The organism is Vibrio maerlii (assembly GCF_003415655.1).
Classification (GTDB): domain Bacteria; phylum Pseudomonadota; class Gammaproteobacteria; order Enterobacterales; family Vibrionaceae; genus Vibrio; species Vibrio maerlii.
On record NZ_QRHC01000007.1, the window covers coordinates 29,368 to 52,549 of the forward strand.

Consider the following 23,182-nt stretch of genomic DNA (forward strand, 5'->3'; position numbering starts at 1 on the left):
CTTTGCCTTGTTCTAAGCGTTTTTCCCTGCGCAATTTACTGAGCCACTAATTAACCTGGTTGGTATGATCACAGTTTCCCCCAAACTGAGATTGAATAAAAAAAGCCGAGCATACGCTCGGCTTTGTCTTATTCCCGATTTTTTACATTTAACGTCAGCGACAGGCTGATGATTAAATTTGTGCGAATGCGCCTTCCCAAGAGAAAGTCACACCGTCGAACTCTACACTGTGTTGTGCATTTTGCTTATCTTCATCTAAGTTGCAGATAGCAAAGTGATAGGTATTACCTGATGTTGTTTCTAAGCGAACAACAGTACCAATCTCGTTGTGGCCGACAACGGTAACTGACTCAACTAGGCCACGAGCGTTTACTGATTGCTCGAACTCTTCGTTGAAGTAACCATGAGTCTCAAGTACAGAAGCGAATACATGATCTTTGCCTGATTGGCGCATGATCATTGCAGGCTCACTGCGTAGGTTGAAGTCTGGGTCGTTTGCACCTAGTCGAGCAAAGATAACTTCGCTGTCTGCTGCAGTAGCGCTTGTTACTAGTGAGTAGTAGCTGTTGTTTACTAGCCAGCTAACAAGAGAACTGCCTTCAACTTTACCTGAGCCTAGGTTCCATAGGTGTTGGTAGCCATCAGACTCACCTACAGGCTTAAGCGTGCTTTCTGTTTGGTATTCAAAGTCAGTACGGATGATCTGACCTGTGTAGTGTACAGGTAGGTCGTACTGGTTCTCTTGCTCAGACTCAATGCGGTAAACATCAATCACAAGTGGTTTTTCAAACTCAGGAAGGTCAGCAAGAAGGATGCTGCGTTGCATCTCTGTGCCTTCGTAGTAACCTGAGATACGACCGCTCATGCCTTGAAGCTTAGCATTGTCAGTGTTGAAGAAGTGCTTCTGACCAAACTTAGACTCAGCTAGTGCCGTGTTGAAGTTGTTTTGTGTCTTCTGGTTAACCGTCACTGTGTTGTGAGCAACAGTTTGCTTACAGTATGACTTGTTCTCTGGGATGTAACGACCGCCGAACTTAGGCTCAACGTTTACCCAACGGCCGTAGCCGTAGTCATGCAGTACTTCAAGGCCGCGGTTGAATACGCTTAGGTGAAGACCATCGTAGTGACCGTGATCCAGTGCTGAGTGGTACTGGTGATCAGAGCCGTGCTGACCGAACCAGATAAGCGCCATTGTGTCGTCGTCTTGCGCGTCACGGTGACGTAGGATTCCTAGACCACCTTTTTCACCTTCTGGACCATCAGTGATGTATAGGCTGCCCCAGTTGAATGGCTTGATTTCATCAGCTGCTTCAACAGCGTTAGATAGAGTCAGACCTGAAGCGTGTACCCAAACATTTTGCTGGTGGTTAGCCATTGCAAGTAGCGTTTCAGCTTGCTCGTAACGGTGGAAACATACCGATGTCGCCATCACAACACCTTCATCGTTGATAGAGATTGTCTTCGATGAATCGTTACATGCAGGAAGAGAGCCGTCAGGGAAGGCTGTTTTAAATACTGCGTAAGACGTTGTCTTGATAACAGAGTCGTTGAACTCGTAAATGCCGATTTCTGGTTGACGACGCTCAATCGCTTCTGCGAATAGGTAGATTGGGCGTAGAGAGAAACGGTGGTAGTAAGGACCTTCCATGTAGTAGCCATCAGGCGAGAACAGTTGGTCTAGCTGTGCAAGGAAACCACCGCTTACTTTGTCTAATTTTAGACCGTATAGCGCTTTATCTACCGACTCTTGATCATTAATCGCGTAACCACAGATACCTACAGCGGCAACTGCCCAAAGACCGTGATTGTGAACGATATCGAAGTCGTGGCCGTAAGTGACTACGAATAGGTCGATCATCTGTTTAAACAGGTCGTTTTCAATCAGTGTTTTTTGTTCTTCTTCCAATGTGTGGTAAACACAGCTGTACGCACAAGAAGCATAAAGCATCCACATGTTCTCGTTTAGAGTTTGGTGGAAGATCTTACCTGGAGGGTTAGTGTCTTTACTTACGTTGCTCTCTAGCGTTGGGTACACCTTCGCGTAAGCCGTTAGCATCTCAACGATGTAATCACGGTACTTCTGCTCACCCGTGATTAGGAACAGGCGACCAGCTAAGTCTATGTGAATGTAGTTTTGTTTGTGGCGGTTATGCTCATAACCGCCGCCTTCGCCGTGTCCTGGGACCTCAATACCCACTTCCGCCATGTAAGCGTCAGTTTGTTTGATATCACGTGCGAGCGCTTTCCCTAATAGGCTATCCGTGCCAAGTGCTTTGCTTAATTCTGCCGCTTCTTCAAAGTTCATTAATAGCGGTTGGTAAGCTTGGGTTTGATAGCTCATTTATTTCTCCTGCTCGGATGTTTTGCTTTCTGTTTCTGTAACTTCTAGTGAATAGAAGCCAGTCCAGCTGTAGGTTTTACCGTTAGTGTCCACTTGATGTGGAGTTTGTTCGTTTGCACCGAAGACGTTACTGACCATCAATGTGATGAGTGATGTTGCCGTTTCGACTTCGATAACGCTGCCCACTTGTGTTTTGCCGACAACGCGAATATCTTTGACTTGGCCGCGTGCATTGACCGATTGTTCGAACTCTTCGTTGAAGTAGCCGTGAGTTTCTAGCACAGAGGCAAACAGTGTTGATTCGCCTTTGCTACGCAACATAAATGCTGGCTCACTACGAAGATTGAAGCTTGGATCGTTCGCTCCTGTGCGAGTGAAGATCACTTCATTATCATCATTTGTGCTCGTACCTAACCAAGTGTAGTAAGTATTGTTTTGTAGCCAACTGACCAGTGCTGAATTTTGTGCTTTACCGGTTGCGACTTTCCATAGGTGTTGGTAACCGAAATCGCTGCCAAGGGTGTTAAGTTCCGTTTCAGTTTGGTATTCAAAGTTGGTACGTACAATCTGACCAGCATACTGATGTGAGTAATCGTATTGATGTTCACCGTCTGCTTTTAGACGATAAAGATCGAGCAGTAGAGGGGCTTCAAAACCATCAAGGTTGAGCATAAACACGCTGCGCTGCATGTCTGTATTTGGGTAATGATCGTTAGCGAATGCGCTCATGCCTTTGATTTGATCTTCTTCAACTTGGAAGAAGTGAGGTAGACCATGAACGGAATCAGCACGTTCTACATCGAAACCGTTCTGACATTGCTCATCCATAGTTACGGCATTGTGAGCAATGGTTTGGCGAGCGTAAGACTTGTTCTCGTCGAGGTAACGGCCACCAAATTTAGGCTCAACGTTTACCCAACGGCAGAAGCCATATTCACGCAGCACTTCTTGACCACGGTTGAAGTAAGTAATGCCTAGCGTATCAAAGTTGCCGTGGCCCATGCCGTGCTGACCATAGTTCATGACAAGTTGAGACACATCGCCGCTCTTGTCTTGCATGCGGATAAAGCCTTGTGCGCCGTTATTGCCTTGAGGCCCTTCATTTAATTCAACACTAGGGAAGAAAGGTAGGCCAATCTCACGTTCAGCCGTCGCTTGTTCGTAGGCTTTAGAAAGTTCTAAACCGCAAGCATGCATCCATACAGAATTTTGGATTTTTGCCATGCCTAGGATGTTGTCATCAAGGCCTTTGTGTTCTTGAGAGCCCCCGTTACCTTGAGAACCATAATGCTTGCTGTATAAGCTAACTGCAACTTGAACGCCGGCATCGCGAATGCCCATAGTACGCGAGGCATCATTGAGGGCTGGGAACTCACCGTTTGGATAAGCCGTTGCCAGAAGCGCCTGTACCGTATTGCCAATCACTTTGCCTTTGTAGTTGTAGATATCAATCTCAGGCATATGACGATGGATCACCTCTGCGAACACACACAAAGGACGAATGGCATAGCGATGGTAATAAGGGCCTTCCATGTAGTAACCCGACGGTGCAAATAATTGTGAAATCTGCGCTAAGAAACCGCCGGTATCATTGCGATCAAGGCCGTAAACCGACATATCAAGGTACTCTCGCTTACCAATCGCAAGACCACAAATACCAACCGCAGCAACCGCCCAAATACCGTGGTTGTGAATACGATCAAAATCGTGTCCATACTTAACGGTAAACATCTCAAGCATTGGTTCAAAAATGCGTTCAACAACAGCCGTTCGCTCTTGCTCTGTCATGGTTGAAGCCACGCAAGAATACGCTAGGCTTGTAAACATCAGCCAACAATGCTCATTCAAGATTTGGTGAAACAGGCGACCAGTAGGGTTGGTGTTCTTTTGTACATGGAAGTCAAAAGTGAGGTATTTTTCGGCGTAGATAGCCAATAAATCTTTAACGAACTGAGCATACTTTTCTTCTTGGGTAATTAAGAAAAGGCGACCAGCAAGGTTCATGTAAGTGTAGTTTTGCTTATGACGGTTATGTTCATAACCGCCAGCTTCACCGTGACCTGGTACGTCTAGCGGTAGGCGCATGAAAGCTTCGAGTTCTTTGCAGTTTGCCTCAATGGTTCTACCCATCAAGCTATCCGTTCCTACTTCTTTACGAAGCTGCTCAACTTCCTTTTCCGTTAACAGAATTGGTTGTGTCATTTTTAGTCACCCTTACATGAAGTGTGTGGATTTTGAAATTGCATATAAAGTAATACAATAAGATTGTTATGGGTAGCCTAATCCTCAAAAAGGATGATCAATATCACTAGTTACTATATAACTTGTTGTTTTTAAATGAATGAGTTTATTTTGTTTAATAATTACTTAAGGCGTATAGAGTACTGAATTCGAAGTCTAGTTTGATGTAAATCACATAAAACTGGATATATTGTATGACAATAAGGATTTATGGATTATGATTTACTCCATCAAATGATTTACAACAGATCACTATTGGATTGGAGATTCACGATGACTTCATTTTTCGTTGCAGATGAGCACCCGTGGGAAACGTTGGGTGGTGGCATTAAGCGCAAGATCGTCGCTTACACCGATGACCTAATGGCTGTGCATCTTTGCTTTGATAAAGGTGCAGTCGGCGCTCCACATGCTCATGAAATTCATGACCAGATTGGTTATGTGGTTCGTGGTAGCTTTGAAGCGGAAATAGAAGGTGAGAAGAAAGTACTGAAAGAAGGCGACGCCTACTTCGCACGTAAACTTATGGTTCACGGTGCAACTGCTCTTGAGCAAGACAGTATTTTACTCGACATTTTCAATCCAGCTCGTGAAGACTTCCTAAAATAACGTTAAATGCAACCTCAGTTGCAAGGGTAAGCAGATGAAAACTACGAATATCGCAATTATTGGCGAGTGCATGGTTGAGTTACAAAACAAGGAAGGCCAACTAAAACAGACATTTGGTGGCGATACGCTGAACACAGCGCTTTATCTATCACGCCTTACCAAGTCGCACGACATTACTACGAGCTATGTGACAGCTCTTGGTATCGATCCATTCAGCCATGAAATGCTAGAGAGCTGGCAAGAAGAAGGCATCGATACTCAACATGTCATGATGCTTCAAGACAAGCTTCCTGGTATTTACTACATCGAAACGGATGAGACGGGTGAGCGTAGCTTCCATTACTGGCGTAATGATGCAGCAGCAAAACACATGTTTGACCAAGTCGACTCATCATTGTTGCTCGATAAGCTGTATCTTTACGATGCGCTTTACTTGAGTGGTATCACACTGGCTATCCTGACTCAGAACGGTCGTGAAAAGCTATTTGACTTCCTAACACAGTACAAGAAGAACGGCGGTAAAGTATTCTTCGACAATAACTACCGTCCTAAACTGTGGCAGAGCCAACAAGAAGCGGTTGAGTGCTACGGCAGGATGTTGGCATTTACTGATACGGCGCTGCTTACTTTTGACGATGAGCAAGACCTGTACGGCGATACTGATGTTGAACAGTGCATCGAGCGTACGGCGAAAGCAGGCGTACAAGAAATCATCATTAAGCGCGGTGGCAGCGATTGTCTAGTTGTTGAAGGCGAAAAAGCAACTTACGTTGCGCCAAACCCAGTGAGCAACATTGTGGATACTACGGCTGCAGGCGATTCATTCAGTGCTGGTTTCCTAGCGAAACGTCTAACAGGCGGCTCGCCAACTGACTCAGCGTTTGCCGGCCATTGCGTAGCAGGAACGGTAATTCAGCATAAAGGTGCGATTGTTCCACGCCAATACATGCCAGATCTTTCTTTATAATTTAATTTCGTTGGCCCGGTTTAGCCGGGTCTCACAAACAGTGAGAACAAAAAATGACTACTTTAAACGAACAATTAGCAAATCTAAAAGTTATCCCAGTAATCGCGATCAACAAGGTTGAGCACGCTATTCCACTAGGCAAAGCACTGGTTGAAAACGGCATGCCTTGTGCGGAGATCACTCTACGTACTGAATGTGCAATTGAAGCAATCCGTATTATGCGTAAAGAATTCCCAGACATGCTAATTGGTTCTGGTACGGTTTTGTCAAACGAGCAAGTTGATGCGTCTATCGAGGCTGGTGTTGATTTCATCGTTAGCCCAGGCTTCAACCCACGCACTGTTCAATACTGTATCGACAAAGGTGTGGCTATTGTACCGGGCGTAAACAACCCAAGCCTAGTTGAGCAAGCAATGGAAATGGGTCTTCGTACACTGAAGTTCTTCCCAGCAGAACCATCTGGTGGTGTTGGCATGCTTAAAGCACTGACGGCGGTTTACCCAGTAAACTTCATGCCTACTGGCGGTGTAAGTTTGAAGAACGTTGATGAATACCTATCAATTCCTTCTGTACTTGCATGTGGCGGTACTTGGATGGTTCCAACAAACCTAATGGATGAAGGTAAGTGGGATGAGCTAGGTGAGCTAGTTCGCGCTGCTGTTGACCACGTAGCTGCTTAATCTACGCCGACATGTGTTTGAGGCGAGCGGATCTGCTCGCCTTTTTTGTATCGACGTATTTTATGTCGAGAATTGTGTTTTATGTCGAGAATTGTATTTTAGAGCGAGACAGTATTAGGGTCTCAACCCCAAGTGAAGCCCCGTCCTGACTGAATTTAAGAGTTAAGTCACGAAACGGTAAAATTTACCCAAATACAATTGTCATACAATAATACGCATGCTAAATTTATCTTAACTGAATTACTAAATATAGAAGAGAGTTCGCTATGAGCAACCAAAAATCTCTTGATGCGATTAGGAAGATGAAGCTGGAGAATGACACTTCAGCAGGTAACCTAGTTGACCTACTACCTATCGAAGTTCAAAAGCGTGACTTCGACCTTTCTTTCCTAGACAACTTGAGCGAAGCGCGTCCACGTCTTCTTGTTCAGTCTGCTGATCTAGAAACGTTTAAAGCTGCTGTACGTGCAGATGAATCTCACTGCATGTTCGATGACTTTTACAACAACTCAACGGTTAAGTTCCTTGAGACAGCTCCTTTTGAAGAGCCTCAACCTTACCCAGAAGAGACGGTAGGTAAAGCTTCTCTATGGCGTCCTTACTGGCGTCAAATGTACGTTGATTGCCAAATGGCTCTGAACGCGACACGTAACCTAGCAATCGCGGGTATCGTGAAAGAAGATGAAGCGCTCATCGCGAAAGCAAAAGCTTGGACTCTAAAACTGTCTACGTACGATCCAGAAGGTGTTACTTCTCGTGGTTACAATGACGAAGCGGCTTTCCGTGTAATTGCAGCAATGGCTTGGGGTTACGACTGGCTACACGCTTACTTCACTGATGAAGAGCGTCAGCAAGTTCAAGACGCACTAATCGAGCGTCTAGACGAAATCATGCACCACCTACGCGTGACGGTTGATCTACTGAACAACCCTCTAAACAGCCACGGTGTACGTTCAATCTCTTCTGCTATCATCCCAACGTGTATCGCGCTTTACCACGATCACCCGAAAGCAGGCGAGTACATCGCATACGCTCTAGAATACTACGCAGTACACTACCCACCATGGGGCGGTGAAGACGGCGGTTGGGCTGAAGGTCCTGACTACTGGAACACGCAAACTGCATTCCTAGGCGAAGCATTCGACCTATTGAAAGCATACTGTGGCGTAGACATGTTCAACAAGACATTCTACGAAAACACAGGTGACTTCCCACTATACTGTATGCCTGTTCACTCTAAGCGTGCGAGCTTCTGTGACCAGTCGTCAATCGGTGACTTCCCAGGTCTAAAACTGGCTTACAACATCAAACACTACGCAGGTGTTAACCAGAAGCCTGAGTATGTTTGGTACTACAACCAGCTTAAAGGCCGTGATACTGAAGCACATACGAAATTCTACAACTTCGGTTGGTGGGACTTCGGTTACGACGACCTACGCTTCAACATCCTTTGGGATGCACCAGAAGAGCAAGCACCGTCAAATGATCCATTGTTGAAAGTATTCCCAATTACTGGTTGGGCTGCATTCCACAACAAGATGACTGAGCGTGATAAGCACATCCACATGGTATTCAAGTGTTCACCATTTGGTTCTATCTCTCACTCACACGGTGACCAGAACGCGTTCACTCTACACGCATTTGGTGAAACGCTAGCAGCGATCACTGGCTACTACGGTGGTTTCGGTGTAGACATGCACACTAAATGGCGTCGTCAAACGTTCTCTAAGAACCTTCCTCTATTCGGTGGTAAAGGTCAGTACGGTGAGAACAAGAACACAGGCTACGAAGGTCACCAAGATCGTTTCTGTATTGAAGCGGGCGGTAACATCACTGACTTCGATACTGAATCAGAAGTTAAAATGGTTGAAGGTGATGCAACAGCATCTTACAAATACTTCGTTCCAGAAATCGAATCTTACAAGCGTAAGATCTGGTTTGTGAAGGGTAAAGTATTCGTAATGCAAGACAAGGCTGCTCTATCTGAAGAGAAAGACATGACTTGGCTAATGCACACAACATTCGCGAACGAAGTGGCTGACAAGTCATTCACTATCCGTGGCGAAGTAGCGCACCTAGACGTGAACTTCATCAACGAGTCTGCAGACAACATTGAATCTGTTAAGAACGTTGAAGGCTTCGGCGAAGTTGACCCATACGAGTACAAAGATCTTGAGATTCACCGTCACGTTGAAGTTGAATTCAAGCCATCGAAAGAGCACAACATCTTGACGCTTCTTGTTCCGAACAGAAATAAAGGCGAGCAAGTAAAAGTGTCTCATAAAATCGAAGGTAACACGCTGCTGCTATCAGTTGATGGTGAGACAGTGTCGATCGAGCTTTAATCGAGTCGTTCGAGTTTAAAAGCCCTCGCTGGGTGTTAGTCGTTTTTCCCTAGCGAGGGCTCTCTCTACTAATTAATGAATTATCCATCGCGACATCTTGCTTGAAAGCAGCGAGTCTGCGCTGGTCACATAACGAAAAGGTTTAAAATTATGTACGTATTCAATAAAGACGTTGTTCTTGAAGATATGGGTGGCGGTCTAAAGCGTAAGGTTATGGCTTACAGCGAAAACATCATGACTGTAGAAGTTCATTTCGACACTGGTACTGTAGCAGCAATGCACAAGCACCCACATGAGCAGCTGACTTACGTTGTTTCTGGTAAGTTTGAGTTCACCGTTGGTGAAGAAACTAAGATTGTTGAAGCGGGCGATACTATCTATAAAGAGCCAAACATCATGCACGGTGCAACGTGTCTTGAAAAAGGTATCCTGATCGACAACTTCACGCCTATGCGTAAGGACTTCGTTTAATCGCTCTACTGAGCGTTTGAACCGTCGAAATTAAGACAATCTAAAGCTTATTCCTGTCGTTTTTAGCTTTGGAATCGTCGTTGAAGACCTTACCTTTTCGGTAAGGTCTTTTTCGTTTCGGAATTCGTTTGAAAAATTGGTCTAATCTTTAAAGAAACGGCCACGACAGGAAACGAACTATCATCAAGGCTTTGTATACTCAGAATATGCTTAGGTTGTTGTTACTCGCCACGCTAGCCATTTGGCTCATGTGTTGGTGGAAGTACGACTATTGGTGGGCAGAGAACATCATATCTGTTTCTGCGTTTATGCTTTATTTGTTTGCTGTAATTGTGTTGTTTAGCTTTTATCTCAAAGATAAGTTATCAATTGCAGCGAGTCTGCTTGTTACAATGAGTTTTTACTACTTCACGCCGCCATTTAACAAAATTGTTCAGCAGCAGTGCTCTTCGCCACTTTCTATCGTTCAATATAACTTAGCATTCAATAACGACAACTTAGAGCAGTTTGTTGAATCTATCGCTGAAAAACAGCCTGACTTGGTTGTGCTTAATGAAGCCTCCCCTGAACATGCCGAGCAGTTCAGCCCCTTATTTGCACTATATCCTCATCGTTTTGGCGGACAAGAGAACATAGGGTATCCCTCCAATGTGTTTATCCTCAGTAAAGCGCTGCTTTATGGGCTTCAAATCGAACGGGCTTCTTATGGAGGGAATTTGATCCAAGGTGTTTGGCAGCCGAAAGAGGGAATTGATGTGTCAGTGTTCTTTGCCCATCCCCCGTCTCCAAGAAGTCAAAGCCTGTGGCGTGATAGAAACAGTATGATCAATCTCGTAGAGTACCAAGTGTCTAAAGCCGTGACTGAACGTTCCTTAGTTGCTGGTGACTTCAACCTCTCTTCAATGTCCCCAAGGTACAAACAAACCCTCAAAGATCATCAAAGCATTCCAGTACGCAGTTGGTCGATGGTCAATCAACGTCTTGAAGACTATTTTGGTATTCGCTTGCCCTTGCTCGGGATTGCGATTGACCACTTGTGGCTCAAAGGAGAACAGAAAGCCCAAGCCATATTGTGCTCGCGCCGATCTCTTATTGAAATTAAAGGTTCTGATCATTATCCCGTCTTGAGCTTCATTCAACTGTAATTGTCATACTTCCTTTTTCAATAAGATGATGGTGTGGAGTCCTATAAGTACGATTTAACTGGCCATTTCTGAGCTATTCTTTGTTGAATTTGAACAAACTATGAATAGGAACAGCAATAAGTCTCACAAGGTGAACATCTCGGTTTGATAACATTATCTATAATCACTTCTAATGTTTGATTTCCATCCCATAAAGGTGGTTATGGGATAGGTACTACGTTGTTGAGCGGTGCTTTGGTGTAAGTTGCTGATAATTATATAATTTAAATGGTATGACAATTGGGTGTTCAAAAGTAACAATTTATGAACGCTGCTCGAGCTGCGATCACTCCTCTCAGCCTTTATTGTCAGGGCTTTGTCATGTTTTTAGGAATGACAAAACCTCTTGGTTTGGATCACAATAAAAGCATATTGTAGTACAAATTAATTCATAAAAGGTTAATCTAGTACCCAGTTAATAATCACACTTTAAAGGCTGAAAAAATGACTATTGATACCCTTGTTGTTCTTGCCTATTTCTTCTTTTTGATCGCCATCGGTTGGATGTTCAGAAAGTTTACAACTTCCACGAGCGATTACTTTCGTGGGGGAGGCAAGATGTTATGGTGGATGGTAGGTGCTACCGCCTTCATGACGCAATTTTCAGCATGGACGTTTACAGGAGCTGCAGGACGCGCATTCAGTGACGGTTTCGTCGTTGTAATCCTATTCTTGGCCAACGCATTTGGCTACTTCATGAACTACATCTACTTCGCTCCGAAGTTCCGTCAACTTCGTGTTGTAACGGCAATTGAAGCGATTCGCCAACGTTTTGGTAAGACTTCAGAGCAGTTCTTCACTTGGGCAGGCATGCCAGACAGCTTGATCTCCGCGGGTATCTGGCTAAATGGTCTTGCAATCTTTGTTGCTGCAGTATTCAACATCCCAATGGAAGCAACGATTGTTGTGACCGGTCTGGTATTGATGCTAATGGCGGTAACAGGTGGCTCTTGGGCGGTTGTTGCGTCTGACTTCATGCAGATGCTAGTTATCATGGCCGTTACCATTACCTGTGCGATTGCAGCATACTTCCACGGTGGTGGTATCACGAACATTGTTACCAATTTTGAAGGCGACTTCTTCATGGGTAACAACCTAAACTACGCAAGCATCTTCGTACTATGGGTGGTATTCATCTTCATCAAGCAGTTTGGTGTAATGAACAACAGCATTAACGCGTACCGTTACCTATGTGCAAAAGACAGTGAGAACGCACGTAAAGCAGCAGGTCTTGCTTGTGTACTTATGATCATTGGCCCACTGATTTGGTTCCTACCAGCTTGGTATGTGGCAGCATTCATGCCTGATTTTGCTGACCAATACGGCAGTGTGGGTGGTGACGCAGCTTACCTTGCATTCGTACAGAACGTAATGCCAGCAGGTATGGTTGGTCTACTGATGTCAGCAATGTTCGCAGCGACCATGTCTTCAATGGACTCGGGTCTAAACCGTAACGCTGGTATCTTCGTAATGAACTTCTACAGCCCTATCGTACGCCCTCAGGCGTCGCAAAAAGAGCTAGTAGTCGTAAGTAAGCTAACGACTATCATGATGGGCTTCCTCATCATCGGTATCGGTCTGTTTATCAACTCACTACGTCACCTAAGCCTATTCGATATCGTACTGAATGTCGGTGCATTAATCGGCTTCCCAATGTTGATTCCTGTATTACTTGGTATGTGGGTTCGCAAGACTCCAGACTGGGCTGGTTGGGCAACACTAGTCGTCGGTGGTATCGTTTCTTACATCTTTGGTATCTCTCTACAAGCAGAAGACATCCAAAACTGGTTTGGCCTAGAGCAAGCACTAACTGGCCGTGAATGGTCTGACTTGAAAGTCGCACTTAGCCTTGCAGCACACGTTGTGTTTACAGGTGGCTTCTTCCTAGCAACAACGCTGGTATTCAAAGGTCGTACACCTGAGCGTGAAGCGGAAGTTGAGAAGCTATTTGAGAACTGGAACACGCCAATCGTGGCAGACAGTGCAGAGCAGCAAAACCTAGATACTAAGCAACGTGGCATGCTAGGTAAACTAATCAGCACAGCAGGTTTTGGTATCTTGGCGATGGCGCTGATTCCGAATGAACCAACAGGACGTATGTTGTTCCTACTATGTGGCTCGATTGTCCTAGTCGTTGGTGTACTACTGGTTAACGCGGCAAAGAACCCAAAGCAGGAACTCGCTAGCCAGGACTAACCGTTCACTAGCAACTTATCACTAAGCCAGTCAGGGAGACTGACTGGCTTCCTTCTCTACCTTTATATAAGTCACTATGGATTACGTCAAAGTTGTATGATTTTTCAACGATGACAATGATTAGCGAGTTATAAACATGAGAAGACTTTTATCGAGAACGCTTTAGGCAGGGAATCAAGCCTCGTCGAGGATCACAAAACGAGACTCTATTGCGCCTCTCACTGAAATTTATGATTGATCTGATGATGATATGGTAATAAGCTAAAGCCATATAATCATACAATAACGCATTTGGAGACAAAAATGACTAAACCTACTATCGGCTTCATCGGCCTAGGCCTTATGGGCGGCAACATGGTTGAGAACCTACAAAAGCGCGGTTATGAGCTTAACGTAATGGATCTTAACGCTGACGCTGTAGCTGTATGTGTAGAGCGTGGCGCTACTGCAGTAAGCACTGGTAAAGAGCTAGCAGAGAAAAGCGACATCGTAATGCTTTGTCTAACAACATCTGCTGTTGTAGAAAAAGTAGTATACGGCGACGAAGGTATCCTAGCGGGTATGTCTGAAGGCAAAACGCTAATCGATTTCGGTACGTCTATCCCAGCTTCTACTAAGAAGATTGGTGCTGACCTAGCTGAGAAAGGCGCAGGCATGATTGATGCTCCTCTAGGCCGTACTCCAGCACACGCTAAAGATGGTCTTCTAAACATCATGGCAGCAGGCGACATCGAAACGTTCAACAAAGTTAAGCCAGTTCTTGATGAGCAAGGCGAGAACGTATTCCACCTAGGTGCACTAGGTGCAGGTCACACAACTAAACTTGTGAACAACTTCATGGGTATGACGACTGTTGCAACTATGTCTCAAGCATTCGCTGTTGCGAAACTAGCAGGCGTAGACGGTCAACAACTGTTCGACATCATGTCTGCAGGCCCTTCTAACTCACCATTCATGCAGTTCTGTAAGTTCTACGCTGTAGACGGTGAAGAGAAGCTAGGTTTCTCAATTGCTAACGCAAACAAAGACCTTGGTTACTTCCTAGAGATGGTTTCTGACCTAGGTACTCAATCTCTAATCGCTGAAGGTACTTCTAAGAGCCTACAAGCAGCAGTAGATTCTGGTCTTGCAAACAACGATGTACCAGTAATCTTCGATTACTTCGTAAAGCTACAAAGCGAAGCTAAGTAATCCTTAGGTTTTATTCTGTCTAAAACAAACGGCATGGAGTCCCACCATGCCGTTTTTTATATCTATATCACACTTATCGAGCTATTTGGCTCATCTTTAACCACTTAAACCATTGATATATAAAAAAGGTTTCCCTTTTTAGATGGTTGTGGCATAGTAAATCTCGTTCCACAAAGTGCGTACTTCGTATAATGGCTATTACCTCAGCCTTCCAAGCTGATGATACGGGTTCGATTCCCGTAGTACGCTCCAATCTATTCTCTATAGTTACCCAATTCAACTGATTGAAATAACACGCTTAATTGCGTGATTTTGTGTTTCTGCTACTAATTTTTTATCTTTCTGTTTATAGACGAAAATGAGTTGAGACCAAATTGAGACCACAGTGAGACCATAGTTACATTATGGATCCGTATGGCTCAAAATGGCCTAAAGTACGACTTCTGGAATCGTATAAGAAAAACTAATCTTCTTGCTCCTTTCTAACCTCTAGTAGTTCCCCAACTGTACACCCTAAGTAGTCACAGAGTTTCTCTAGTGTTTCAAAGGGCTTTGTTGCTTAATTCAGTGAGAAGACATGGTAGCCCCATGTTGACCAGTCCTTAAACAATATACTGAGTTTCAGGCATACCAAACCCTGTAAGCTTGTTCAGCGCTTTGATCATAGCGTAAGCCTCGCCAACCTGAGCATTGTAATTTCTTAGGCTTAATTTCCCACCTAGCAGCTGTTTTACTCGGTACATTGCAGTCTCTGACAGAGAGCGCTTATGATAACCATACCGCTTTTTCCACTTCTTATTGGAGCCGTAGAGCTTCTGACAACCTACTGCTAAGTTACGAGGATGCCCTCGTTCCCAGAAGGCTGCTCCTTCTCTTGGCGGGATGAGCGGAACAGCTCGCTTGAGCCGTATGGCATCATGGCAATTCCTTGTGTCATAAGCGCCATCACCTGATATCTCCATGATTTTTCAACGTGTCTGCTTAAGCAAGTTGGGAAGCACTTCGGCATCGGTTACGTTAGATAAGCTCAGCTCTGCTGCGACTATTTCGTGGGTGTTGGTATCTACTGCGATATGTAGCTTACGCCAAACCCTACGCTTCCTGTCAGTACCATGCTTCTTGACTTTCCATTCACCTTCGCCATAAATCTTGAGACCAGTGGCGTCAATGGCTAAGTGTTGTATCGCAGCTCTGGTTTTAGTTTTGAATGAAACCTCAACTTCCTTAGCTCGACGGCTCATACAGATATAGTGTGGGCAAACAAGCGGGATGTTAGCCAGCTTAAATACTGAGTCTAGAAAACCTTGCAGCGCTCTCAATGGCATAGAGAAAACGCGTTTCACCATCAGAGCGGTAGTAATGGCTAAGTCGCTGAATCGGCGAGGTCTACCACGCTTGCCTTGTTTGTTTTGCTTCCACTCGGCTATCGCTTCCTCATCAATCCAAAATGTCTGAGAGCCACGGTTGATTAAGGCTTTATTGTACTGCTTCCAGTTAGTTGTTTTGTAACGAGGTTTAGGAATGAGGATACGATGATTGATGGCTGTAGCCGATCAGATCGTAGCTTCTTGATTTAGTTCCATCGATTTAAGCAACAAAGCCATTTCAGAAACCGAAATTCCCCGTTCCAAAAGAGCTGAAATCTGGTATCTTCTGCCCTCGGTCAACTGTTGATAATTCATGGTAGTACTGCTTGTTTCTTTGGCGAGAAGAGCGTACCACTTTCAGCAGTTGGCTTCCTCTTCTACACCTTTCCATGAATGTCGCACTTATTATCTGAAATCAGGATGAATATTCGAATATAGCTGAGAAAGTGAACCTATAAGGACTTTCTTTCTATGTAACTAACTTCGGTATATGAACGAACAGTTGGCTCTTGAACGTCATTACTCAAGTGGATGAGTTTGTAGATGGCTGACTTTGCAAGGCTTTCATATGCTGGTCGAATCGTTGTTAAGGATGGTGTCACTAAAGACGAGATCTCTAGGTCATCAAACCCAACAACAGCAATGTCCTTTGGAACAGAAATGTTCTTTGATTTCAAAGATTGAATCAAAGATATAGCCATTAAATCACAAATACAAAAGACGACATCACAATCATCAAAAACACCAGATTCAACAATTTTATCCATAATTAAACTACTGCCGAAATCTTGTCCAGCGGTATCGTTATTCATCAGTTCCAACGTTGTAGTGTCGGCATAAGTACGAATATCTATTACATCTCTTGCATATTCAAAGCTAATTTCCTCCATCTTCATTGCTCGGAAGAATCCATCAACTCTTTGTTGGATAGTTAAACGAGGGATTGTTGTTAATATCTTTGGTTTTCTATAACCATTATTCACGGTTGCCTTACCTAGTAGGTAACCACCAAGCTCGTAATCAGGACTTATACTGCTCAGCCTCATTAAGTCATCAAAGCAGTTAATCATGACTGTGGGGATATTCAACTCAAACGCAATATTGTTGAGCTCAGTATTGGTTATACCTGCAATAATAACTGTTTCAGAGTTCTTGACCTTCTTGATAGCGGAAGAAATTTCATTATCTGATCTCATTATAATAGTTTCGATAGTCAATCCAAATTTTTTAGCTTCATTTTTTAAGTGTTCATAGATTGTAAAATAGAAACTATGTGGTTGTAGTACTGATGAGTGAATGACAAGCGAAATTTTATTGAAGTAAATATTTACCGATAAAGTCTTTTTTATCCTTGGTTTATAAGAGATTTCCTCAAGCGCTTTATTAACTTTTTCTACGGTTTCTGGTTTTACTATTGATGGGTTGTTTATCGCTCTTGAAACGGTGGCTTTAGAAACCCCTGCTATCTGAGCAATGCGTTCAATACTCATTTCGTTATTCTCTTTCTATATGACCTGCATCACGACCTAGATTTTATAACTAATGAAACAAATCATTTGAATGAGTTGTTACATTTTGCGTGTTGTAGATCACGTTTTTTTGGATTTCCGTTGTTTAAAGTACCCTCCATCGAAACAGCGTAATTTGTTGAAAGTTAGTTAAGTTGAGAGTTTATGTTTAAAGAATTAACGGAAATTAAAAATGATATTCTAGAGAGTATCGAGCGCAATGCACCAATCATTGGCAATCGTAATCCAATGATTGGAGCTGGTCCGGAAGATTTCACGTGGCAATATCCAAAAGAAGATTATTTCTGGACGGACTCATTTTGGACTGGTGAACTGTGGCTAGCTTACATGCTGACTGGTAAGCAAGAGTACAAAAATATGGCGCGTATGCGTTATGCGCATTTTGGAGAAATCCTAAACAATCCAATGTGGCTGAACCATGATCTGGGTTTTGAATTCTCATTAACCGCGGTAGCTGATTACAAATTAACGGGCAATGAAACAGCTCGTAATCTTGCTCTGAAAGCTGCTGATGCACTACGTAGTCGCTTCAACTGGAATGGTAACTATTTAGTTGCTTGGACTGCAGGTACAGAAGACCAAGCACATGCTGAGCTAGTTCAAGGCAAAATCATTATCGATTGTATGCAAAACCTCTCTTTGCTGATGTGGGCATACTCGGAAACCAATATTGAGTCATACAAAGAAGTGGCGATTCGACAAGCTGAAACATCGCTAAAATACTTAGTTCGTGATGATTTTAGTACCTATCATACTTATGACTTCGATACGAAGACAAACCAACCAATCGCAGGTAAAACTTTCCAAGGTTATGCTGATGAGTCTTGCTGGTCTCGTGGCCAAGCATGGGCTATCCACGGGTTTGCTCAAATGGCGCTATTAACAGGTGATGAGCGTTACTCAGAAATGAGTATGAAGCTAACAGACTTCGTTATGGAAAATATCACGGATGACTTAGTACCCATCTGGGATTACCGTCTGCCAAAAGAAGATAAACAATATAAAGATACGTCTGCCGGTTCAATTACAGCAGCTGGTTTATACCTGCTCTCTGAAGTGTTGGAAAAACAAGGTAAAACTGACTTAGCTGAAAAGTATCGTAAGTTCGGTGAAAAAATGCTTCTAGCATTAAGAAACAACTATGACTTAACTGATAATAAAGAAGCTCAAGGGTTGTTGTCAGATTCTGCGTCTTATGTTCACCAAGCACATCAATTAGATAAAGAGTTTTTAGCAAACGCTATGCTTCCGTATGGTGATTACTACTATTTTGAGGCCGTTTTGCGAGCACTTGGCCATAATAAACTGTTTTGGTAATTGAATAATCTTAAATAAAAAAAGGAAACAAAATGTCTAATCTTAAAAAATCCCTACTCCTTGCTAGTATTTGCTTAGCGTTTACAGGTACAGCAAGTGCAAAAGTGTATAAGTTTGCAACGAATATCCCAAGTGATGGCGCTCCAGGTGTTCTATTACAAGAGTTCTCTGATAATGTAAAAGAAAAAACAGATGGTCGTGTGAAATTCAAAATATTTTGGAACGGCACACTAGGCAGTCAAGGTGATTACCTAAAGAAAGTACAAAGTGGTGTTATTTCTGTTGGCATGACCAATACAGCAACGCTTGAAAACATTGCTCCTGAAATGGGTGTTTTGAACTTACCTTATATTTTTAGAAGCTTAGATGAATACAGTGAGACAATGTTTGATGATACGGTAAAAGCTAAAGTCGACGAAGCATTGTCATCAAAAAAACTAAACCCACTAGGTTTTCTTAGTAATGGCTTCCGTGGAATCATGACATCCAAGGAAATCAAAACGATTGATGACCTAAAAGGAATGAAGATTCGCACAATGGGTAGTGATAACTACATCAAAATGCTTGAATCATTTGGCGCTGTTCCATCTCCAATGGCCTTCAGTGAAGTGTACCCAGCACTACAACAAGGCGTTATTGATGGTGCAGAGGGCGGTGTTGCTGCACTTTGGGAAATTAAATACGGCGAGGTGACAAAATTTGGCACACATACTAACCATACTCGTTTAAGTGATTATGTTCTTATTAGTGACAAATTCAAATCGAAAGTTTCCGCAGATGATCTAAAGGTTGTATTTGATGAGTTTGAAAAGGTGAGCAAGAAATCACTTTCATTCGTTGATGATACTATGGCTAAATCTGAACAAATTGGCATCGAAAAGCTTGGTGTGAAGATTAATGAAGTAGATATTGAGCCGTTTGTCGAAGCTGTTCAACCAATGTACCAAAATGCACTGAATGACCCTAAAAAGAAAGATTTACTGAACGTTATCTTTGCTCTTCAAGGTAGAGATTTATAATCTATTAACATATATAAATGAGGTCGGCTAAACTCGACCTCTCATTATAAAAATAAGAGTTCGTAATGATGGATGGTAATGTTATTGAAGAGAAAAGAGACTCTTCATTATTTGATAAGTTTGGTAAAATAATTAATCAATCTTTAAAGCCAATTTTGGTTTTTACTTTAGGTCTAATGAGTGTTTTGATTGTATATCAAGTATTTTGTCGATATATACTAAACTCACCAAGTAATGTATCTTCAGAACTACTCACTTATATGTTAATTTGGCTAGGTCTTTTAGGTGCGTCAGTTTGTTTCTTACAAGCTAAACACCTTAATTTGCCAATTATTCTAGATAAAATATCAGAAGATAGTCAAGATACATTAGTTATTATCACGATTGTCACATCAATTTTCTTTGGTGGTATTGTCGCTTATAGTGGTGTGATTGGTCTTGATAATCAATCGTTTACACCAATCCTAAAAATGAATCAGGGTCTATTGCAATCCGTGATTATCATACTAGGTGTAGTAATCTGTGTCTCTTATTTAATTAAGTTAAGCAATCTATTTACTAAAAATAGCAAGAATAGATTTAAAACGATCGCAGTATCAATCATATTAGGGCTTCTAATCTTTGGTTACTCAAGCTTGAAGTCTAACGATTTTACGATGGGGTATATAGAGGACAATATTGAGCTGATTTCTTTCTTCGTATTGTTCATGGCATTCTTCTTTTTCTTGCTGATCGGTACACCAATTGCTGTTGGTTTAGGTATTGCGGGTTTAATGACTCTGAGTTTGCAAATGAACATTTCAGAGTTGGTAAGTACAACAGGTGAAACATTATTTGCATCATTGAATAACTTTGGTTTCCTTGCATTACCGTTCTTTATCCTTGCTGGCAACATTATGAACCAAGGCGGTATCGCGAGAAGACTGATTAACTTTGCAATGTTGATTGGACGTCGAATTCCAGGCAGCTTATGGCAGACAAATATCGTTGCGAATATGTTGTTCGGATCGCTCTCTGGCTCAGCGATTGCCGCTGCAACAGCGATCGGAGGCATTATTACTCCAATGGCAAAAGAGAAAAATTATGATATGCCATTTAGCACGGCAGTAAACGCCGCTTCATCAATTGCAGGTATGTTGATCCCGCCAACCGGTGTATTTATTGTTTATTCTCTGATCACAGGGGGCGGGGCGTCAATCGCAGCTCTATTCTTAGCAGGTTATGTTCCAGGGATTATCATTGGCCTTAGTGTGATGATTGTTGCTGCAATCTATGCGAAGAAGAATAATTATCCAGTATCAAAGGCCTCAATTGATTTAAATAGTTTCCTAAATGTACTCTGGGGTGCGCTGCCAAGTTTGATGCTTATATTTGTTGTGATAGGAGGCATCATTGGTGGTGTATTTACTGCAATTGAAGCATCGGGTATTGCTGTAGCATATAGCTTATTACTATCAGTTTTTTACAAGACAATTACTCTTAGGAGTTTGACTAAAATTCTCTATGACTCTGCAATTAGTTCTGCCGTCATCTTATTTCTAATTGCTTGTTCGAGTGTAATGAGCTGGAGTATGACATTTGCCTTTATTCCAGACACAGTGGCAGAAATGTTAATCAGATTTAGTGATAATAAATATGTAATTTTGGCATTAATTAATATCACACTGTTAATCGTTGGTGTGTTCATGGATATGTCACCAGCACTATTAATCTTCACACCGATTCTATATCCAATTGTGACTGGGTTAGGTGTTGACCCTGTGCATTTCGGGGTGATTATGGTTTACAACCTATCTATGGGCGTTGTGACACCACCTGTTGGGACAGTGTTATTTGTTTCATGTGGTATTACTGGTGAAAAAATCACTAGTGTAATTAAACCTTTGTTACCTATTTTCTTAGTGCAAATTATTGGCTTGATATTAATTACATACTTCCCAGTGTTGTCATTAGCACTGCCTAGATTCTTTGGGTTAAATTAAATTATGAAAAATCCATTTAATAATAACGAACTAAAAACAAAGCAAGACTATCAAAACTTAGTCAATGATATGTTTGAGCCGCTAGTTCCCTATTATCAAAAGCAGAGCTCTCTTATCGACTTTGGAACGGGCGGTGCATGGTTCGACATGAAAGCTAGTTCATTAGAGGGTGCAGTACGACCTTTGTGGGGGATTATTCCTTTAACTTTAGGTGGTGGTGAGTTTGAGCATTGGCCGTTAATCCAGAAAGCCATTATTGAAGGGACTGACCCTGAACACGCAAACTTTTGGGGGCATGTAGGTAATCACGACCAACGCTCGGTCGAAATGGCCGTCATTGGCTTTTTGTTAGTCGCATTGCCAGAGTTTAGTTACACCCCTTTGACGGACAAGCAAAAGGATAACTTGGTTAGTTGGCTGGCTAGAGTCCAATACAAAACCATGCCTCAAAATAACTGGTTATTCTTCACTATCTTAGTGCAAGAGGGGCTAAAAAATGTTGGGCGCCATGACCTTGTTAATCAAGAGGTTCAAGATCAGTACTTTGAGAAAATTGAGAACTGGTATCTAGGTGAAGGTTGGTACGGTGACGGTGACGTTAATACGGTTGATCACTATGGTGGTTACGCATTGCACTATTACGGCATTCTTTACTCAACCTTTGTAAAAAATGCCAACCCAAGATTGACGGCTGTTTTTAAGCAAAGAGCTCAATCTTTTTTTGAACCATTCAAGTACTGGTTCTCAGACAAAGGTGAAGTATTGCCATTAGGTCGTTCAATGGTTTATCGCTTTGCTACTGCTGCATTTTGGGGTGCATTAGCTCTTGTTGAGTTCGAACCGCGAAAACTAAGAGAAGTCAAAGGTATTTGGGAACGGCAAATAAAAGTATGGTCAGACAAGCCAATATTTGACGATGAGGGACTTTTGACTCGTGGCTATTCATATCCGAACTTAATGATGTGTGAGACTTATAACTCTCCAACATCTCCTTACTGGTGTATGAAAGCATTTATCCCATTATGTCTGCCTGATGATTCTGAGTTTTGGCAATCAGATGCACTACCAATGACCATTGAAGATGATGTTTATTCTATGCCATGTAGTCAGAGCGTAGCTCAACGAATAAACGGTGAGTCAATTGTTCACTTTTCGGGGCCAATAAATACGTTATTTCAAAAGGACAAATATAATAAATTTGCATATACAACATGGACTGGTCTAGATACTCATTCATTACTTTATGCAGATTCTTTGAGCTTTGGAGATAACATTCTTGCTTTCAGCTTTGATTCAGGAATTAACTGGCAAATGCGCCATAAAAATAATGAAACCAAGATTAAGAATAACGTAATTAAAACAAATTGGACTACAGGTCAGATTAACGTAGAGACAGAAATAACGGTATTAGATAACGGTCTTAGTATTAGAAAACACACATTTGAATTAACGGAAGATGCTTGGGTTTCTGAAAGTGGTTTTGCGATTGGTCACTGGTATGAAGAGCCAAATATTATTACTAAAAATGATGAATTTACTTCAGTATCTATTGTGGTAGGCAATGAGAAATCAGGTATTCTCAGTCTTGATGAATATGAAAAAGAGCCTTTATCTTCAGTTCGTATACATACGAATATTGTATACCCAAGATCATCGGTACCTTTTCTTCTAACAAAGCTAAAAGCTGGAAAACACACGCTGATTAGCGAGTTTTCAGTTGTTGTATAAATAATATCTTAAGTG

General features: G+C 42.5%; 15 protein-coding genes, 1 tRNA gene and 2 pseudogenes. 13 read left to right on the plus strand and 5 right to left on the minus strand.

Features of this window, described 5'->3' with window-relative positions; all coding sequences use genetic code 11:
- Positions 1 to 172: 172 nt before the first annotated feature.
- Entirely contained in the window at positions 173 to 2,341 is a 2,169-nt protein-coding gene (locus tag DPF91_RS13190) for a heparinase II/III domain-containing protein (protein WP_117234902.1), read from the minus strand.
- Positions 2,342 to 4,543 carry a heparinase II/III domain-containing protein gene (locus DPF91_RS13195; protein WP_117234903.1) on the minus strand — a complete coding sequence of 734 codons (2,202 nt, stop codon included), beginning with the start codon at positions 4,541 to 4,543 and terminating at the stop codon, positions 2,342 to 2,344.
- A gap of 312 nt (positions 4,544 to 4,855) precedes the next feature.
- Here DPF91_RS13195 and DPF91_RS13200 point away from each other — a divergent pair, with 312 nt between their 5' ends.
- The 9 genes from DPF91_RS13200 to DPF91_RS13240 all read left to right on the plus strand — a co-directional run bounded on the left by DPF91_RS13200 (position 4,856) and on the right by DPF91_RS13240 (position 14,477).
- Positions 4,856 to 5,191: a cupin domain-containing protein gene (locus tag DPF91_RS13200; RefSeq protein ID WP_117234904.1), complete on the plus strand. Its 336-nt coding sequence runs from the start codon at positions 4,856 to 4,858 to the stop codon at positions 5,189 to 5,191.
- A gap of 34 nt (positions 5,192 to 5,225) precedes the next feature.
- Positions 5,226 to 6,158, plus strand: coding sequence for a 2-dehydro-3-deoxygluconokinase (gene kdgK, locus DPF91_RS13205; RefSeq protein ID WP_117234905.1), 933 nt, complete (start codon positions 5,226 to 5,228; stop codon positions 6,156 to 6,158).
- A 53-nt stretch (positions 6,159 to 6,211) separates the two neighbouring features.
- Complete coding sequence (locus tag DPF91_RS13210) at positions 6,212 to 6,838, plus strand: bifunctional 4-hydroxy-2-oxoglutarate aldolase/2-dehydro-3-deoxy-phosphogluconate aldolase (RefSeq protein WP_117234906.1); 627 nt, start codon at positions 6,212 to 6,214, stop codon at positions 6,836 to 6,838.
- Positions 6,839 to 7,104: 266 nt separating this feature from the next.
- On the plus strand, positions 7,105 to 9,183 hold the full coding sequence (locus tag DPF91_RS13215; protein ID WP_117234907.1) for a DUF4962 domain-containing protein: 2,079 nt from the start codon (positions 7,105 to 7,107) through the stop codon (positions 9,181 to 9,183).
- 150 nt (positions 9,184 to 9,333) lie between these two features.
- Positions 9,334 to 9,654 (plus strand): cupin domain-containing protein, encoded by a 321-nt coding sequence (locus DPF91_RS13220; RefSeq protein WP_117234908.1) that lies wholly within the window; start codon positions 9,334 to 9,336, stop codon positions 9,652 to 9,654.
- Positions 9,655 to 9,962: 308 nt separating this feature from the next.
- The gene (locus DPF91_RS13225) at positions 9,963 to 10,799 is read left to right on the plus strand and encodes an endonuclease/exonuclease/phosphatase family protein (protein ID WP_164684163.1); all 837 of its coding nucleotides are present in this window, start codon (positions 9,963 to 9,965) and stop codon (positions 10,797 to 10,799) included.
- A gap of 483 nt (positions 10,800 to 11,282) precedes the next feature.
- Positions 11,283 to 13,034 (plus strand): sodium:solute symporter family protein, encoded by a 1,752-nt coding sequence (locus tag DPF91_RS13230; protein ID WP_117234910.1) that lies wholly within the window; start codon positions 11,283 to 11,285, stop codon positions 13,032 to 13,034.
- A 303-nt stretch (positions 13,035 to 13,337) separates the two neighbouring features.
- Positions 13,338 to 14,225: an NAD(P)-dependent oxidoreductase gene (locus DPF91_RS13235; RefSeq protein ID WP_117234911.1), complete on the plus strand. Its 888-nt coding sequence runs from the start codon at positions 13,338 to 13,340 to the stop codon at positions 14,223 to 14,225.
- Positions 14,226 to 14,402: 177 nt separating this feature from the next.
- Positions 14,403 to 14,477, plus strand: a tRNA-Gly gene (locus DPF91_RS13240).
- A gap of 211 nt (positions 14,478 to 14,688) precedes the next feature.
- Here DPF91_RS13240 and DPF91_RS22410 read toward each other — a convergent pair.
- The 3 genes and pseudogenes from DPF91_RS22410 to DPF91_RS13255 form a co-directional block, all read right to left on the minus strand.
- Positions 14,689 to 14,766 (minus strand): annotated as a pseudogene (locus DPF91_RS22410) (helix-turn-helix domain-containing protein); the annotation flags it as partial.
- 61 nt (positions 14,767 to 14,827) lie between these two features.
- Positions 14,828 to 15,748 (minus strand): annotated as a pseudogene (locus tag DPF91_RS13250) (IS5 family transposase).
- Positions 15,749 to 16,044: 296 nt separating this feature from the next.
- Complete coding sequence (locus tag DPF91_RS13255; protein ID WP_117234912.1) at positions 16,045 to 17,082, minus strand: LacI family DNA-binding transcriptional regulator; 1,038 nt, start codon at positions 17,080 to 17,082, stop codon at positions 16,045 to 16,047.
- Between the two features lie 183 nt (positions 17,083 to 17,265).
- On the opposite strand from DPF91_RS13255, the gene DPF91_RS13260 reads away from it, so the two are divergent.
- The 4 genes from DPF91_RS13260 to DPF91_RS13275 all read left to right on the plus strand — a co-directional run bounded on the left by DPF91_RS13260 (position 17,266) and on the right by DPF91_RS13275 (position 23,167).
- Entirely contained in the window at positions 17,266 to 18,438 is a 1,173-nt protein-coding gene (locus DPF91_RS13260; RefSeq protein WP_117234913.1) for a glycoside hydrolase family 88 protein, read from the plus strand.
- 32 nt (positions 18,439 to 18,470) lie between these two features.
- Complete coding sequence (gene dctP, locus DPF91_RS13265) at positions 18,471 to 19,457, plus strand: TRAP transporter substrate-binding protein DctP (protein ID WP_117234914.1); 987 nt, start codon at positions 18,471 to 18,473, stop codon at positions 19,455 to 19,457.
- 65 nt (positions 19,458 to 19,522) lie between these two features.
- Positions 19,523 to 21,439 (plus strand): TRAP transporter large permease, encoded by a 1,917-nt coding sequence (locus DPF91_RS13270; RefSeq protein WP_338116883.1) that lies wholly within the window; start codon positions 19,523 to 19,525, stop codon positions 21,437 to 21,439.
- A gap of 3 nt (positions 21,440 to 21,442) precedes the next feature.
- Positions 21,443 to 23,167 (plus strand): DUF2264 domain-containing protein, encoded by a 1,725-nt coding sequence (locus tag DPF91_RS13275; protein ID WP_117234915.1) that lies wholly within the window; start codon positions 21,443 to 21,445, stop codon positions 23,165 to 23,167.
- The last annotated feature ends 15 nt before the right edge of the window (positions 23,168 to 23,182 follow it).